This is a genomic window from Methylobacterium sp. 22177, assembly GCF_052045615.1.
GTDB classification, from domain to species: Bacteria; Pseudomonadota; Alphaproteobacteria; order Rhizobiales; family Beijerinckiaceae; genus Methylobacterium; species Methylobacterium radiotolerans.
In genome coordinates this window covers 82544-98494 of record NZ_JBQEPK010000017.1, presented here as the reverse complement: position 1 = coordinate 98494, position 15951 = coordinate 82544, and the positions used below count along the sequence as shown (strand labels likewise).

Genomic DNA, 15951 nt, shown 5'->3' with positions numbered 1-15951 from the left:
GGATCAGGAATCCTCGCGCAGCGCCTCGGCCACGCGCGCTTCCAGGAGGTCCGGCCGACGCAGGACCAGGGCGCCGCGCGTGCGGTCGACCAAACCCTCCGCCGCCATCGCGGTGAATTCCCGGGTCACCTGCTCGCGGCGGCAACCGATCCGCGCGGCGAGGACGTGGTGGTAGGGCGGCGGCGAGACCACCCGCTCGCCCGCCGTGCCGGTTCGGGGCACGGACAGGCGCAGCAGCTCGGCGTAGAGCCGGTGCTTGAGGTCGAGCAGGGCGTGCTCCATGAGCCGCGTGTTCAGCTCGCGCACGCGCTTGGCCAGGAGCCGGAACAGCCGGTCGGCGATCGCCTCGGAGGCGAACACGATTTGCCGGAAGACCGGGGCCGGGACCACGCAGACCTCGCCGCGCGTCAGCGCCGTGACGTTGGCCGAGCGGCCGATCCCGTCGATGGCGGCGAGCTCGCCGAAGAAGGCCCCGCCGCGCATCTCACCCAGGATGACCTCCTTGCCGGACTGGGTCCGGTTCAGGATGCGGACCTCGCCGGAAGCGATGAAGTACACGTCGGTGGAGATGTCGTCGAAGTCGACGAGGACCTCGTTCTCGTCGAAGCGGCGCCAGTGGCAGCGGGGCTCGTAGGGGCTGAGCTCGATGCCGGGATCCTTGAAGAAAGGTATTGTCCCCAACCGCGCCATCGATCGTGTTCCCTCAACTCCGGCCTCCGTCCCTGCCCTGACGGGGGCCGGCCAGCAGATCTGGGGACGGGAGCAGCCCGCACAGTGAAGCCGCGCCCCGCCGGGGCGGTGCTGGATCGATCGGGCAGCGCCAATCGTGACGGTCGCGGGCGGGGCGGTCAAGCCGCGCGCCGATGAACAGGAGTTTATTAGCGTGGATCAGGTATGAGGGCTAAATTCCTGGCCCGCCGAGGCGGGCAGTCCCGATGCATCAAGACGTTCCCTTCCCGCGCTCGACATCCTCCGCCGGTCCCCGCCAGCAGGCGACGCTCGCGTTACCCTTCGAGCGGTCGGGCCGCAGCCTCCATTCCGGGCGTTACGCCACGGTCCGCGTCAGCCCCGCACCGGCCGGCCACGGCATCGTCTTCCGCCGCCACCTGAAGGACGGTCGGGCCGTCGACGTTCCCGCCCACTGGCACTACCGCGAATCGCAGCCGCTCTCCACGGCGCTGCGGCGCGACGGCGTCCTGGTGCGCACGATCGAGCATCTCATGGCCTCGCTCAGCGCGCTGCGGATCGACAACGTGCTGGCCGAGATCGACGCGGACGAGTTGCCGATCTTCGACGGGAGCGCGACGCCCTGGTGCGAGGCGATCCGGGCCGCCGGTCGGCGCGAGCAGGGCCTGCCCTGCCGGGTGATGCGGCTGCTGCGCACGGTGGCGGTCGAGAACGGGCGGCGCCGCCTCCAGATCGAGCCGGGCCGGGGCCTGCATATCACCGGCCACGTCGCGCTGGCGCATTTCGGATCGATCGACTGGTCGGGTGCGATCACATCGGACACGTTCGAGCGCGAGATCGCGCCGGCGCGCAGCTTCGGCCGCTACATGCGCGCCATGGCGGGCCGCGCCTACGGCTACATGACGCGCAACGACTTCCTGCAGGGCGTCTCGCCCCGCTCGGCGGCGCTCCTCGTACGGGGGCACGTGCTCGGCGGCATGCGGGTCCCCGGCGAGCCGGTCCGCCATCGCGTCCTCGACCTCGTCGGCGACCTGGCGCTGGCCGGACACCCGATCGAGGGCCGGATCTGCGCCTTCCACACGGGCCACGAGCTCAACCACGCCCTCGTCGCCGCCCTGATGCGGGACGGCGGGGCCTGGGAACTCGTCTGAGCGTGGGTCCGCCGATTGGCCGCGGTCTCAGGCCGAGGCGCGGCGGGGCGTCTCGCAGGCGACCGCGACGGCGCCGAAGGCGCGGACCAGATCCGCGTCCAGCTTCGCCTTCATGGACCCGAGGATGGCGTAGGCGTCGCCCGGGGCTTTCGGCGCCTTGTAGGGGCGCGCCTCGATCAGCGCCGCGAAGATATCGCAGATGGTGATCAGCCGGACGAGGTCCGGGATCTGCGCCCCGCGCAATCCGTCCGGATAGCCCGACCCGTCGAGATACTCGTGGTGCGAGCGGACCACCGACAGGGTCAGCGCGTCGTAATCGCCCGTGAGCAGCATCTCGTGTCCCAGCGCCGGGTGACGATCCATCTCGACGCGCTCCGCCGGCGTCAGCGGCGCGGGCTTGTTCAGGATCGCGAGCGGGATCTTGGCCTTGCCGATGTCGTGCAGCAGCGCGCCTTTGACGAGATATCGGGAATCGGCCTCGTTGAGCCCGAGGACGCGGGCGAACTCGGCGGCGATGCCGGCGACGCTCAGGCAGTGGCGAAGCGTGACGTCGTCGAAACTCGCGACGACCTTGAGCCAGTCGCGCACCTTGGCCTCGCGGATCGCTTGGTTCACCAAGTCGGCACCGTTCTCGACCATCGCGGCCGGCGGGACCTGATCGGCGCGGAACAGGCTGACGAAGGCCGAGCGGGCGTCGTTGACGTTCTGCCGCCAGTTGCCGGTCCGCGGCGGGCTCGGCGCGGCGTTGGTCAGCGCCGCGACCGCGTTCAGCAGCATGGCGCTCGCCGCGGAGGCCGGCATCGCGCGGGTCGCGCCGAGGGCGGTGGCCTGGATCTCGCCGCGACCGAGATTGCCGTGGATCAGGGCGAGGAACGGGATGTCGGGCCCGCGCGCGGTGGACAGCGCTTGGCGCAGCCGCCGTACGGATTCGGAGGTCAGCGCGCTGACGTCGCTGATGATCAGCGACGCGCCCCGCGGCGGGACGGCGTCGCCGTAGAGGTCGTGCAGCACCACGGACGTGCCGCCGCCGAGATTGCGCGCGAGCCGCTCGCCGCGCTCGACGTCGTCGGTCAGGATCAGGGTCTGGCCCAAGATCTCCCCCCTGCGGCGCGCCCCCCGCCCGGGCGCTTCACCCACCGGTGTGCGGACGCTATAGGACCGGACACCATAATATCGCCGGCTATATGCACAGCACTCAGGGGAGATTTGACGGCATTCCGTTAAAATTCCGACTGCCGAAGCTGGTGTTCGCTACTTCTCATGGCCGTCGTGCAGGAGGGGCTGGATCAACGCGGGGGGGGGGGACCGGTCGGCGCGGAGGCCGCCCTTGCCTCGCGGCGTCCGGACCGCCAGAACGCCGGCATGCTGCGCGTCAACGACCTCACCTATCGCATCGGCGACCGTCTGATTCTCGATTCCGCGAGCTTCACGATCCCGGAAGGCGCCCGGGTCGGGCTCGTCGGGCGCAACGGGGCCGGCAAGACCACCCTGTTCAAGGCCATTCTCGGCGACCTCCCGGTCGACGCGAAGTCGGTGGCGCTGCCCAAGGGCATGCGGATCGGCGCCGTCGCCCAGGAGGCGCCGGCCGGACCGGAGACGCTGCACGCCGTCGTGCTGGCCGCCGACACGGAGCGCGCCCGCCTGATGGCGGAGGCCGAGCACGCGGACGGGCTGCGCCGGGCCGAGATCGAGACGCGGCTCGTGGATATCGGCGCCCACTCGGCGCCGGCCCGGGCCGCCGCGATCCTGCACGGGCTGGGCTTCGACGCGGCCGCCCAGGCGCGACCCTGCTCGGACTTCTCCGGCGGCTGGCGGATGCGCGTGGCGCTCGCCGCCGTGCTGTTCTCGGAGCCGGACCTGCTGCTCCTCGACGAGCCGACCAACTACCTCGACATCGAGGGCACGCTCTGGCTGTACGATTACCTGGAGCGCTACCCGCGCACCGCGATCATCATCAGCCACGACCGCGACCTGCTCGACACGAGCGTCGACCACATCCTGCACCTCGACCGCGGCAAGCTGACGATCTACCGCGGCGGCTACACCAGCTTCGCCAAGCAGCTCTCGGAGAAGCGCGTTCTCCAGGCCAAGGCGAAGGCCAAGCAGGATGCCGAGCGCGCGCATCTGCAGAGCTTCATCGACCGCTTCAAGGCCAAGGCCACCAAGGCGCGGCAGGCCCAGTCGCGGATGAAGCGGCTCGCCAAGATGGAGCCGATCGCCGCGCTCCTCGAGGACGACGTGCCGGTGATCCACCTGCCGAGCCCGGAAAAGCCGCTGTCTCCGCCGATCGTCGCCATGGAGCGGGTCAAGGCCGGCTACGGCGACCGGATCGTCCTCACCGGCCTCGACCTCAGCCTCGCGCCGGACGACCGGGTCGCGCTGCTGGGCGCCAACGGCAACGGCAAGTCGACCTTCTGCAAGCTGATCGGCGGCCGGCTCGGGCCGGTCGCCGGCGAGGTGAAGCGCTCCTCCAAGATGGAGGTCGCCTATTTCGCCCAGCACCAGCTCGACGAGCTGCGCCCCGCCGAGAGCGCCTACGCGCATGTCCGGACCCTGATGCCCGACGTGCCGGAGGCGAAGGTGCGCAGCGCCACGGCGCGGCTGGGCTTCGGCGCCAACAAGGCCGACACGCCGGTCGAGAAGCTGTCGGGCGGCGAGAAGGCGCGACTGCTGATGGGGCTCGCGGCCTTCCACGGCCCGCACCTCCTGATTCTCGACGAGCCGACCAACCACCTCGACATCGAGAGCCGGCAGGCCCTCGTGGAGGCGATCAACGACTACGAGGGCGCCGTCATCCTCGTCTCGCACGACCGGTTCCTGGTCGAGGCCTGCGCCGACCGGCTCTGGCTGGTCGCGGACGGCACGGTGAAGACCTTCGACGGGGACATGGACGATTACCGGCGCTTCGTCCTGTCGGGGCCCGAACGCGAGGCCGAGCGCGAGTCCGAGCCGTCCGGCGGCCAGAAGGCCGAGGCGCGCCGCGCCGGCGTCGAGCGCCGCGCGGCCCTGGCGCCCCTGCGCAAGCGGCTGGAGGCCATCGAGGCCCGGATGGCCAAGCTGACCGCGGCGATCCAGAAGATCGACGCGGCCCTGGAGGACGGGTCCGCCTTCCGGGAGAACGCCGCCAAGGCCGGCGAGATCGCCAAGATGCGGTCGGACGCCGCGACCGCGCTGGCCGCCGCCGAGGAGGAGTGGCTGACGGTCAGCACCGAGATCGAGGCGGCGTGACGCGCCGGCCCGCGCGACTCGGCCGAGCGCGCGGGCCGGCCGGCGCGGGCGACCGGCGCGGCGGCCGCCTCAGACCGCACCTTCGATCGCCCGCTCCAGGATGTCGACGCCGAGATCGATCTCCGCGTCGGTGGCGGTCAGCGGCGGGGCGATGCGGAACACGCCGCCCATGCCGGGCAGCTGCACGATGTTCATGCTCAGCCCGAGTTCGAGGCAGCGCCGCGTGATCGCGTCGCCCAGCTCCGGTGCCGGCACCTTCGTGTCCCGGTCGGCCACGATCTCCATGCCCTGAAGGAGCCCGCGCCCGCGCACGTCGCCGATGCAGGCGAAGCGCTGCTGGAGCGCCCGCAGCCGCGCCGCGAGCCGCGCGCCGGCCGCCTCGGCCCGGCCGACCAGGCCGTCGCGCCGGACGATCTCCAGCACCTTGAGCCCCACCGCGGCGGGAAGCGGGTCGGAGACGTGCGTCGTGTAGAACAGGAAGCCGCGGGCGTGACAGAGATCCTCGATCTCCGGCGTGGTCAGGACCGCCGCGAGCGGCAGGCCGGCGCCCAGGGTCTTCGACAGGGTCAGGATGTCGGGCACCACCCCGTCGCGCTCGCAGGCGAACATCAGGCCGGTGCGGCCGATACCCGTCTGGGCCTCGTCGAGGATCAGCAGCATGCCCCGCTCGGTGCACTTGCGCTTGAGGGCCGCGAGGTAGCCGGGCGGGAGTTCGAGGATGCCGCCGGAACTGAGGATCGGCTCGGCCAAGAAGGCCGCGAGGTTGCCGGTCGACTGCCGATCCACCAGCGCGAAGGCGTAGTCGAGCTCGGTCTGCCAGTCGGCGGCCCCGTCCCGCGCGAAGGTGGGGCGGTAGGCGTTCGGTGCGGGAATCGCGAATGAGCCGACGGGGGCCGGGCCGTAGCCCTTGCGGCCGGCGCTGTAGGTCGCCGAGGCGGCGCCCGCCGTCATGCCGTGCCAGGACTGCGCGAAGCTCACGATCTCCCAGCCGCCGGTGGCGAGCTTGGCCATGCGCAGGGCGGCCTCGTTGGCCTCGGCGCCGGTGGTCAGGAGAAGCGTCCGCTCCAGCCCGCCGGGGGCGAGGCCGGCCAGCTCCGTCGCGAGGTCCACCACCGGCCGGCTCAGCATGCCGCTGAACAGGTGATCCAGGCGGCCGACGTGGTCCGAGACGACGGCGGCGATCTCGGGATGCCCGTGCCCCAGGATCGCGCTCATCTGGCCGGAGGTGAAGTCCAGGATCTTCCGGCCGTCCGCGTCGTAGACGAAGCTGCCCTCGGCCCGCTCGATGATGACCGGCGCGAAGGTGCCGCCGTAGCGCACCAGGTGCCGGCGGGCGCGCGTCCAGAAATCGGGGTCGTCGTTCCGCGTCGTCATCGATCCGGGTCCCGTGGCAGGCCGGCCCATGCTAGGACGACCGAAGACCCCAGAGAAGCTTATAGTTCTGAACCGAGGGTTCAGCGATCCTGATGGCCCAGAGCCTCGACATCGACCTCCTGCGCAGCTTCGCCACGGTGGCGGAGACGGGTGCGCTGAGCCGGGCCGCGGAGCGGGTCGGACGCAGTCAGGCCGCCCTGAGCATGCAGATGAAGCGGCTGGAGGATCTGATCGCGCAGCCGCTGCTGCGGCGGACCGGGCGCGGTGTGGTGCTCACCGTCCAGGGCGAGCGCCTCCTCGTCCACGCGCGCCGGATCCTCGCCTCGCACGACGACGCGGTGGCCGAGCTGTCCGGCGGCCGCCTCAACGGCACCTTGCGGTTCGGCTGCCCGGACGATTACGCGCAGGCCTTCCTTCCAGCCCTGTTGCGCGGCTTCGCGCGCCTTCACCCCGACGCCGCGATCGAGGTGGTCTGTGCCGCGACGCCCCGTCTGGAGGATCGCCTGGGCCGCGGCGGGCTCGATCTGGCGCTCGTCTCGGTCCCCCTGACGGCCGGGCGGGAGATCCTGCGGCGCGAGGACCTCGTCTGGGTCGCGCCGCGCGGCGCCGCGGCGCCTTGGCCCGACCCGCTGCCGCTCGCGCTCGGCGACCCCGACACCCTGGACCACCGGGCGGCCCGGGCCGCCCTCGACCAGGCCGGGCGCGCGTACCGGATCGCCTACGCGAGCGGCAGCCTGTCCGGGCTGCTGGCGGTGGCGCGCTCTGCCCAGGCTGTGGCGGTGCTCACCCGCGCCGCGGTCCCGCCCGACTTGCGCATCCTGACCCGCGGCAGCGGCCTGCCCGCGCTGCCGCGGATCGGCCTGACGATCCGCCTGGACGCCGCGCATGCCGCGCCGCTGACTCGCGCCTTCGCCGCCCACCTGCGCGCGATCCTGCCGACGCTCTGATCGGGCGACCGCACAGGGCACCCGTCGGTCCGGGCTCCGCGGACCGGGACCGGTGGCGAGCGCGGCCCTAGCCCTCCTCGGACGGCTTCTGCCAGACCACGACGATCTCGTCGTTGTCGACGTTGATCCAGTTGATGTGCGTCCGCGGATGGGCTTGGCGGATCGTCTCGAAATGCGCGCTGTTGCAGAGGAGGTAGATGTCGCTCCCGGTGTCGTCCAGGCGTGCCTCGGCCTCGTGCACGACGGAGCGGAGGCTCGGACCCGGCAAGTGCGCGGCTCGGAGCTTCCTGCCGGCCAGTTCCGGGAAGGCCACGCTCCAGGCCGCCGTCACCCGCGGGCTGTCGTACGCCACGACCGTGTCGGTCCCGACGAGCCGGGACGGGCTGTGATCCAGCCGGACATCCTCGCTCCAGTTGCGATTGGCCGCGGCGATCGTCTTCGTCGTCTCCGGCGACACGACCGGCGTCGTCGCCGTGGCCGCCGCCATCGCCGCGGCGGCGACCTGCGTGCCGCGCCGGTCGGTCACGTCGAGCGCAGCGTCGATCACCTGGATGCGGTTCTCGACCAGGGCGAAGACGGCGCCGGCCGCCTCCGGCGTGAGCGTGTAGATCGACCGCGGATCCGGCGCCGCGACGGGCTTCACGTCGTGCGCCGGCGCGAGCGCGGCCGCCTCGGCGGGGAGCGCCTTCTGGGCGCCCGCCGTGATCGCGGCCATCGGAGGTACGTAATCCATCGCGCAGTCTCCAGCTTTTCCTCCGACGCGGAACCCGGCCTCCGATCCGCGCAGCGTCGTCGCCCCGGCGTCTACTGGCCGCCGACGGCCACGTGGCGCGGGCATTGACGTCCGTCATGGCGATGCGGAGCGCCGCGACCCCGAGCGTTCTGCGGCAGCGCCGTGAAGTCAGCTCTGCCCGAGGCCGGCCGTACGGGCCGGTCGATCGGAGTACGCCGCGCCTGCCGGAGCGGCCGCTTACGCGGGGTAACGACGAGAGGGACCACCTCGGTCATCGAGGGCCCGCCGGTCCTCATGACCGCGAGCGCCCCATCCGCGAGCTTCATGCCTCGTTGAATCGGATTTGTGGGCAAGGACTTGAGTCTGTCAACGATGCGCAAGTTGAATCCTCGCACGGTTCCGATTCCCCGCACCCGATTTGGTGACGAATTCGAAAATAAGTTCGGGTCGATCGATGCGTTGCTTCGCTCCGCTGGAGAAAGACAGAGGCGCGTATCGGGTATTCGGGACTCTCGGACGGCGACACTGAAAGTTCGGGCGATCCACAGGTGGCGGGGGCTGCCGCGGCGTCCGCTCGACCACGCGGGTCTCGCGACCCGCCCCGACGCCGGCTCAGAGGGCGCGCCTGTGGCGGGGGCCGGACCGGCGGTCCCGCCCTGCGGGATGCGCATGGGTGCGGTGTTTGCCCGCGGCCCGCGGACATGCGAGAGAGGCCGGATGTTGACCGTCGATAGCCTCTGGCGCGCGCGGCACCGGCTCGCGCAGTTCGGGAAGAAGCGGACAGGCTCGCCGCGCATCCTCGTGATCGGCGTCTGTCAGGCCGGATCCATCGCCAAGACGATGCGCTACCTGCTGCCGCACGCGCAGGTCGATTTCGTCTCGGCGTTCACGGCCTCACGCCGGTTCCCGCGGCTCGCCGACCTGATGGCGCATGCGGACGGGTACGACCACGTTTTCACCAGCATCTACCTACCCAAGTTCAAGGGCGGCGGCACGATCGACACCCTGCGGACGCATCCGAAGGTCCGCCTGATCCCGACCATCGTGTTCAGCGCCTACCATCCCGACTTGGTCCACGTCGGCGTGCAGGATTCCGTCACCCTCAACGGCCTGATCTCGGGGCCGATGGGGCACTCGCACTCGGCGATCACGCTGTTCGCCTACCTGTCGGGCTTCTCGCAGGCGCAGGCGCTGCGGCTGTTCTCCGAACCGGTCTTCGAGCGCCTGGGATACTTCAACCTCTGGGACGAGTCGGTCGCGTACCTGCGCGGGCTCGGCGTCCAGGCCGGGTACGATCTCGACACGCACCTCACGCGCTGGGCGCGCCGGGGCTGCTTCATGCACTCGATCAACCACACGAAGCTCTACGTCGTGGCCGACCTCGCCCGGGGTCTGCTGACCCGTGCCGGCGTGCCCTTCGAGGAATGCGACCTCGACGCGTTCCTCCCCGACGATCTCGGCGGCCAGGGCAGCTGGCCGGTCTATCCGGAGATCGCCCAGCATTACGGCGTGCCCGGCAGCGCCCTGTTCTTCAAGGCGGAGACGCGCCGGTCCGGCCCCGCGCGCACGATGAGCCGGGCCGAGTTCGTCGCCGCCTCCTACGTGAACTACGACCGGCGCGAGCGGAAGCTCCTGATCTCGCAGCGCGTCCAGGGCTGGCTCAACGATCAGCCCACGGTGGACTTCCTGCGCGAGGCCGCGGGCCGGGGCGAGGCGCCGGCGCGGTCGGCGAGCCGCGCCCCGGCGATGAATGCCGGCAGTCTCGCCGGCCACGCCTCGTAGCGACCGTCCGGGCACTTCCCCGCGGTCCCGGCGTTGTCGCGCACGGCCCGCCGCCGCGGGATGGACGTCGAGGTGTCCCGATGAGTTCCGTGTCCCGCCATCGCGCGGGTCGTACCGCGACCGCGGCGGCCCTGACGCTCGTCGGCTCGGCGGCGGCCCTGGTCGGCTGGAGCGCGCTCGCGGTGAACCGGCGCATGCCTCTGCCGCCCGCCCTGCCGGGCCGGCACGAGCGGCTCCGGACCCGGCGCGCCGGCGCGCTCTCGCTGTACGGGTCCGCGGAGGCCGAGGGCGTCCCGCTCCTGCTGATCCACTCGATCAACGCGGCGGCCAACGCCTACGAGGTCCGGCCGCTGTACCTGCGCTACCGCGGCACGCGGCCGGTCTACGCCCTGGATCTCCCGGGTTTCGGCTTCTCGGAGCGCTCGCGCCGGCGCTACACGCCGCGCCTGATGGTGGAGGCGATCCACGCGGCGGTCGACGAGATCCGGAGCCGCCACGGCGGCTGGGCGATCGACGCCCTGGCCCTGTCGCTCTCGTGCTCGTTCCTGGCGCGGGCGAGCCTGGAGCGGTCCGACGCCTATCGCAGCCTCGCGCTGATCAGTCCGACAGGGTTCGACGCCCGGCTCTCCGGGGACGGGCCGCCGGACGGCCATCGCGGCCGCGACTGGCTGCGCCGCGTCCTCGACCGCCCTCCCCTGGGGCGGCCGCTCTTCGATGCCCTGGTGACGCGGCCGAGCATGCGGTTCTTCCTGGCGAAGACCTTCGGCTCGTCCGACATCGACGCGGGGCTGCTGGCCTACGATTACGCGTCGGCCCACCAGCCCGGCGCCGAGCACGCGCCTTTCTGCTTCATCGCCGGCCACCTGTTTCCCACCGACGCGACGCGCCTCTACGAGCGCCTGCGCCTCCCGGTCTGGATGGTGCACGGGGAGCGCGGCGACTTCGTCGACTACCGGCTGGTGCCCCGGGTCGCCGACCGGCCCAACTGGCGCGTCGACACCCTGCCGACCGGCGCCTTCCCGCATTTCGAGCGGCCGGAGGCGGTCGCGGCCGGCTACGACGCGTTCCTGGCGAGCATCATTCGCCTGCCGGCGGCTCGACCGGCGTGATCCGGTAGCGGAGCCACACGACGCCGTCGGACAGGCGCTCGCAGGCCGTCAGGTCGAGCTTGCGGCGGCTGCCCATCGTGTCCGCCTCCTCGCCGCCGATGTCGAACACCGCCGGCGTCCCGCTCAGGCCATCGACCGCGGGCACGAGGAGCAGGCTCAGCTCGTCGATGAGCCCGGCCTTCAGCATCGACCCGTTGATGTGGCCGCCGCCCTCGACGAGGAGCCGCTCGATCCCGAACAGGGCGCGCAGCTTCGCGGCCGCCAGGGGGAAGTCGACCGCCCGGTCGCCCGCGAACAGGTAGGACTGGCCGCCCGCCCGCAGCGCGCGCAGGTGCGAATCCGGCACGGACTCGGTGAGCACCACCACGACGTGGTCCCCCTCGATCGCGTCGCGCGCGCCCCAATCCAGGCGACCCCGCGCGTCGAGGGCCACGGCGTAGCCGGGCGCGTCGCGGCGGGCGACGTGGTCCTCCCGCGGGACCGGCACGCCGTCGTCCGCGACCGGCTCCGGCAGCGGATCGGCGCTGTCGGCGTAGCCCTGCATGGTGACGCGCCCGCACATCCAGGCATCGCCCTTCAACTCGCCGTGGACGCGCTCGTAATGGCTGTCGGCGTCCAGCGTCTTCCAGCGTCGCACCTTGATCCGGCCGTCGACCGACGAGGTCATGTGACAGATCACGTAGGGGCGTTCGGCCGATTCCATGGGCGCTCCTCGCTCGGCGCGCCGGGGCCTCCCGCGCGGGCCACGCCGAAACTAGGCGGCGCGCCGGCCGCGCCCAGCGGATCGAACGCCGCAGCGCTTCGCGTCGGTGGACCCGGCGGTCCCCGGTCCGTAAGGATGAGTAAGCCGCCGGGAGCGGCGTCCGCGCTGGAATCCGATGATCGACCTGACCCTCGAGGCCGCCCGCACCGTCGTCGACACCGCCCTGCGGGAGGCGCGGAACCGCAACCTCAAGCCCTTGGCCGTCGTCGTCTACGATGCCCGCGGCGCGCTCAAGGCGGTCGCGGTCGAGGACGGCACGTCCCTGCGCCGGGCCGAGATCGCGAGCGGCAAGGCCAACGGCGCCCTGGCGCTGGGCCTCGGCTCGAGGGCGATCCACGCGCGGGCGGAGCAGCAGCCCTACTTCGTCGCCGCCGTCACCCACCTCGCCGGTCCCGACGCCCTCGTGCCGGTGCCGGGGGGCGTGCTGATCCGCTCCGGCGAGGGACGTCTCCTCGGCGCGGTCGGAATCTCCGGCGACACCTCGGACAACGACGAGATCTGCGCGGTGGCCGGGATCGAGGCGGCCGGCCTCAGGCCGGATACCGGCGCCTGACCGTGCGCCCGCGGCGGCGCGACTGGCTGGCCGGCGCGATCGCCCTCGCGGCCGTGCGGCCCGCCCGCGCGGCCGACGCGCTCTACCGGCGCGGCAACGACGCCGATCCCGAGACGCTGGACCCGCACCGCTCGTCCACGGTCGCGGAGGCGCACATCCTGCGCGACCTCTGCGACGGACTGCTCACCTACGACAACCGGGGCACGATCATCCCGGGCGCGGCGCGCGCCTGGTCCGTCTCCGAGGACGGGGTGAGCCTGCGTTTCGACCTGCGCCCCGACGGTCGCTGGTCGAACGGCGAGCCGGTCACCGCCGACGATTTCGTCTACGCGTTCCGCCGGATGCTCGACCCGACGACGGCGGCGAAGTACGCCGAGATCCTGTTCCCGATCCGCAACGCCGCCGCCGTGAACCGCGGCGCGGCCCCGGCCGACGCCCTCGGCATCGCCGCCGAGGGGCCGCTCCGGTTCGCGATCACCCTGGAACAGCCGACGCCCTACATCCTGGAGCTCCTGACCCATCAGACCGCGCTGCCGGTCCACCGGGCCTCGGTCGAGCGCTACGGCGACAGCTTCACCCGGCCGGGAAACCTCGTGACCAACGGACCCTACCGGCTCGCCGACCGGGTGCCGGGCGGCGCCATCACGCTGGAGGCCAACCCGCACCATCCGGATGCGGGAAGCCTCGCGATCCGACGCGTCGCCTTCCTGCCGACGCCCGACATCGCCGCGTCGGTGCGCCGCTACGCCGCCGGCGAGATCGACTCGCTCTCCGACCTGCCCGTCGACCAGATCGCCGACCTGCGCCGCCGCTTCGGGCCGCAGGTGGTTCTCGGCCCCTCGCTGGGGCTCGCGGCGCTGGTTGTGAACACGCGCAAAGCGCCGTTCTCGGACCGGCGCGTCCGCCGGGCGCTGTCGCTCGTCATCGACCGCGAGTACCTCGCCGACGGGCTCAACGGCGGCACGATGAGCCCGGCCTACTCCCTGTGCCCGCCCGGCCTCGACAATTATCGGACGCCCCCCGAGACCGAGGGCCGCCTCGGCCTGCCGATCGATCACGAGGCGGAGGCGCGCCGGCTGCTCGCGGAGGCGGGATTCGGGCCCGACCGGCCGCTCACCGTGGAATACCGGTTCAACATCAGCGACAACAACCGCACCATCGCGGTGGCGATCGGCGAGATGTGGCGCGACCTCGGGATCGTGACCCGCTTCGTCTACACGGACGCGAAGACGCATTTCGCCTACCTGCGCGACGGCGGCGATTTCGACGTCGCCCGCTACAGCTGGATCGCCGACTATTCCGATCCGCAGAACTTCCTGTTCCTGCTCCAGAGCGGGAACGACGGCATGAATGCCGGCCACTGGTCGGACCCCGCCTACGACGCCCTGATGGCGCGAGCCGCCACTGAGCGCGACCTCGCCCGCCGGGCCGGCCTGCTCTACGACGCGGAGGCGATCGTGCTGCGCGAGCTGCCCTGGATCCCGCTGATGCACTACCGCTCGAAGGCGCTGATCGCGCCGCGGCTGCACGGCTATCACCCGAACCTGCGCAACGCCGCGCCGACCCGCTTCATGAGGCTCGACGCGTGATCCGCTTCATCCTGCGCCGCCTCCTCCAGGCCGTGCCGACGCTGCTCGCCGTGGTGACCGTCAGCTTCTTCCTGATGCGGCTCGCCCCGGGCGGGCCGTTCGACCTGGAGCGGCCGCTGGCGCCCGCCGCGCTGGAGAACCTGCGCCGGGTCTACGGCCTCGACCGGCCGCTGATCGCGCAGTTCGGCAGCTACCTCGCGGCGCTGGCGCGGGGCGATCTGGGACCCTCCTTCTCGTTCCGCGACCAGACCGTCCTCGGCCTGATCGCCCGGGGCCTGCCCGTCTCCGCGACGCTCGGCGTCCTCGCCCTCGCGCTGGCCACCGCGCTCGGCGTCGGGCTCGGGATCGCGGGGGCGCTCCGGCGCGGCGGGTTCGTCGACCGGCTGCTCGGCGTCGGGGCCGCCCTGACCCTCTCGCTGCCGAGCTTCGTCGTCGCGCCGCTGCTCCAGATCGCCTTCGGGCTGACCCTGCGCTGGCTGCCGCTCGGCGGCTGGAACGACGGCGCGCCGAGCCATCTGATCCTGCCGGTGGTGACCCTGGCCCTGCCGCAGGTCGGTGCCCTGGCCCGGCTCACCCGGACCTCGCTGGCCGAGGCCCTGCGGACGCAGCCGGTCCGCACCATGCGCAGCCTCGGCCTGCCGCCGGCCCGCGTCGCCCGGCACGCCCTGCGGGGGGCGCTGCTGCCGGTGGTGGCCTATCTCGGGCCGCTCGCGGCGGCCCTGCTCACCGGCTCGGTGGTGGTGGAGACGATCTTCGGGCTGCCGGGCATCGGGCGGTACTTCGTGGAGGGCGCGCTCAACCGCGACTACACGCTGGTCATGGGCACGGTCCTGCTCGTCGCCGGGCTGGTGATTCTGCTCAACCTCGCCGCCGACCTCGCCTGCGCGTGGCTCGACCCGCGCCTCCGGGTGGCGGCGTGACCGCGACCGCGACCGTGGCGGCGCCGGGTCCGGCCCGGCGCGCCGTCCTCCGGTTCGCGCGGGAGCGCACCGCCGTGGCGGCGCTCACCCTGCTGGTCCTGATCGCCCTCGCCTGCCTGATCGGCCCGGGCCTCACCGGCCACGATCCCGAGCGCGCCTATCCGGACCTGCGCCAGCTCCCGGCCGGCCTCACCGCGCAGCCCGACGCCGCGCGTCTCCGGCCGGCGCTCGAGCGCCTGGCCTTCCGCATGCGCGCGCGGCTCGACGCGGTCGAGCGCGACGGCGACGCGATGCGGCTCACCCTGGGGTCCGACGCGGGCGTCGACCGCCGCAGCCTCGTCTACCTGCCGCGCTCGGCGCTGTTCGGGACGCCCGCCGTCCTGGAGGACCGGGACGGCGGGCGCGGCCTCGTCGTAGCGGTGCCGATCCGGCGCCTCCACTTCCCCCTCGGCACCGACATCCAGGGCCGCGACCTGCTGACCCGCTGCCTCGTCGCCGGACGGATCTCGCTGGCGATCGGGCTCGCGGCCAGCCTCGTCGCCCTGCTCATCGGTGTCGCCTGCGGCGCGACGGCGGGCTTCGTCGGGGGCGCCGTCGACGCCGCGATGATGCGCGCCGTCGACGTGCTCTACGCCCTCCCCTTCGTGTTCTTCGTGATCCTGCTGCTGGTGTTCTTCCGCCCGAGCCTGCTGCTCATGCTGGTGGCGATCGCCGCGGTGGAGTGGCTCGACATGGCCCGGGTGGTGCGCGCCGTGACCCTGTCGCTGCGCGAGCGCGACTTCGTCCGCGCCGCGCGGGCGCTCGGCCTCGGGACACCGCGCATCATCCTCCGGCACATCGTGCCCAACACCCTCGGCCCGGTGGTGGTGACCGCCACGCTGCTGGTGCCGCAGGTGATCCTGCTGGAGAGCTTCCTGTCGTTCCTCGGGCTCGGCGTGCAGGAGCCGCAGACCAGCTGGGGCGTCCTGATCGCCGAGGGCGCCCGCTCCATCGAGGCGGCGCCGCACCTGCTCGCGGCCCCGGCCGCCTTCCTGATCGCGACCCTGGTGGCGCTCAACCTGATCGGCGACGGCCTCGCGGACGCGCTGGATCCCCGCGGGGACTGAGGCCGCGTC

The 15951-nt window shown here is 72.6% G+C and carries 14 protein-coding genes; 9 read left to right on the top strand and 5 right to left on the bottom strand.

Translation table 11 applies throughout. The annotated features are described in order from the left end of the window. Nucleotides 1-3: 3 nt before the first annotated feature. Nucleotides 4-690 (bottom strand): Crp/Fnr family transcriptional regulator, encoded by a 687-nt coding sequence (locus ACTJK8_RS16875; RefSeq protein ID WP_012319827.1) that lies wholly within the window; start codon nt 688-690, stop codon nt 4-6. Between the two features lie 245 nt (nt 691-935). Between ACTJK8_RS16875 and ACTJK8_RS16870 the strand changes: the two genes are divergently transcribed. Next, nucleotides 936-1838, top strand: a complete 903-nt coding sequence (locus ACTJK8_RS16870; protein ID WP_440762252.1) for a UDP-3-O-acyl N-acetylglycosamine deacetylase — start codon at nt 936-938, stop codon at nt 1836-1838. 27 nt (nt 1839-1865) lie between these two features. Here the strand turns inward: ACTJK8_RS16870 and ACTJK8_RS16865 are convergent, their stop codons facing one another. Continuing rightward, nucleotides 1866-2930 (bottom strand): HD-GYP domain-containing protein, encoded by a 1065-nt coding sequence (locus tag ACTJK8_RS16865; protein WP_440762251.1) that lies wholly within the window; start codon nt 2928-2930, stop codon nt 1866-1868. 270 nt (nt 2931-3200) lie between these two features. Between ACTJK8_RS16865 and ACTJK8_RS16860 the strand changes: the two genes are divergently transcribed. Continuing rightward, entirely contained in the window at nt 3201-5066 is a 1866-nt protein-coding gene (locus ACTJK8_RS16860) for an ABC-F family ATP-binding cassette domain-containing protein (protein WP_063110858.1), read from the top strand. Nucleotides 5067-5135: 69 nt separating this feature from the next. Here the strand turns inward: ACTJK8_RS16860 and ACTJK8_RS16855 are convergent, their stop codons facing one another. Continuing rightward, on the bottom strand, nt 5136-6440 hold the full coding sequence (locus tag ACTJK8_RS16855) for an aspartate aminotransferase family protein (protein ID WP_440762250.1): 1305 nt from the start codon (nt 6438-6440) through the stop codon (nt 5136-5138). Nucleotides 6441-6532: 92 nt separating this feature from the next. Here ACTJK8_RS16855 and ACTJK8_RS16850 point away from each other — a divergent pair, with 92 nt between their 5' ends. Then, a complete protein-coding gene (locus ACTJK8_RS16850; protein WP_440762249.1) occupies nt 6533-7387 on the top strand; it encodes a LysR substrate-binding domain-containing protein in 855 nt (284 codons plus the stop codon). Nucleotides 7388-7454: 67 nt separating this feature from the next. Here the strand turns inward: ACTJK8_RS16850 and ACTJK8_RS16845 are convergent, their stop codons facing one another. Next, entirely contained in the window at nt 7455-8120 is a 666-nt protein-coding gene (locus tag ACTJK8_RS16845) for a hypothetical protein (RefSeq protein WP_043073944.1), read from the bottom strand. A gap of 717 nt (nt 8121-8837) precedes the next feature. Between ACTJK8_RS16845 and ACTJK8_RS16840 the strand changes: the two genes are divergently transcribed. Both ACTJK8_RS16840 and ACTJK8_RS16835 read left to right on the top strand, forming a co-directional pair. Continuing rightward, entirely contained in the window at nt 8838-9902 is a 1065-nt protein-coding gene (locus ACTJK8_RS16840) for a WcbI family polysaccharide biosynthesis putative acetyltransferase (RefSeq protein ID WP_440762248.1), read from the top strand. Nucleotides 9903-9982: 80 nt separating this feature from the next. Continuing rightward, nucleotides 9983-11011 (top strand): alpha/beta fold hydrolase, encoded by a 1029-nt coding sequence (locus ACTJK8_RS16835; RefSeq protein ID WP_440762247.1) that lies wholly within the window; start codon nt 9983-9985, stop codon nt 11009-11011. On the opposite strand, the gene ACTJK8_RS16830 is transcribed toward ACTJK8_RS16835, so the two are convergent. Beyond that, the gene (locus ACTJK8_RS16830; protein WP_012319836.1) at nt 10980-11714 is read right to left on the bottom strand and encodes a dihydrofolate reductase family protein; all 735 of its coding nucleotides are present in this window, start codon (nt 11712-11714) and stop codon (nt 10980-10982) included. The genes ACTJK8_RS16835 and ACTJK8_RS16830 overlap by 32 nt on opposite strands. 175 nt (nt 11715-11889) lie before the next feature. Between ACTJK8_RS16830 and ACTJK8_RS16825 the strand changes: the two genes are divergently transcribed. From ACTJK8_RS16825 to ACTJK8_RS16810, 4 genes are read left to right on the top strand one after another with little or no spacing between them, the layout of a single operon-like run. Then, a complete protein-coding gene (locus ACTJK8_RS16825; protein ID WP_012319837.1) occupies nt 11890-12327 on the top strand; it encodes a GlcG/HbpS family heme-binding protein in 438 nt (145 codons plus the stop codon). A 2-nt stretch (nt 12328-12329) separates the two neighbouring features. Then, entirely contained in the window at nt 12330-13916 is a 1587-nt protein-coding gene (locus ACTJK8_RS16820) for a peptide ABC transporter substrate-binding protein (RefSeq protein ID WP_440762246.1), read from the top strand. Beyond that, entirely contained in the window at nt 13913-14836 is a 924-nt protein-coding gene (locus tag ACTJK8_RS16815) for an ABC transporter permease (protein WP_012319839.1), read from the top strand. Before ACTJK8_RS16820 ends, ACTJK8_RS16815 begins: the two co-directional genes overlap by 4 nt. After that, nucleotides 14833-15942: an ABC transporter permease gene (locus ACTJK8_RS16810; protein ID WP_083743787.1), complete on the top strand. Its 1110-nt coding sequence runs from the start codon at nt 14833-14835 to the stop codon at nt 15940-15942. The genes ACTJK8_RS16815 and ACTJK8_RS16810 overlap by 4 nt, the downstream gene beginning before the upstream one ends. The last annotated feature ends 9 nt before the right edge of the window (nt 15943-15951 follow it).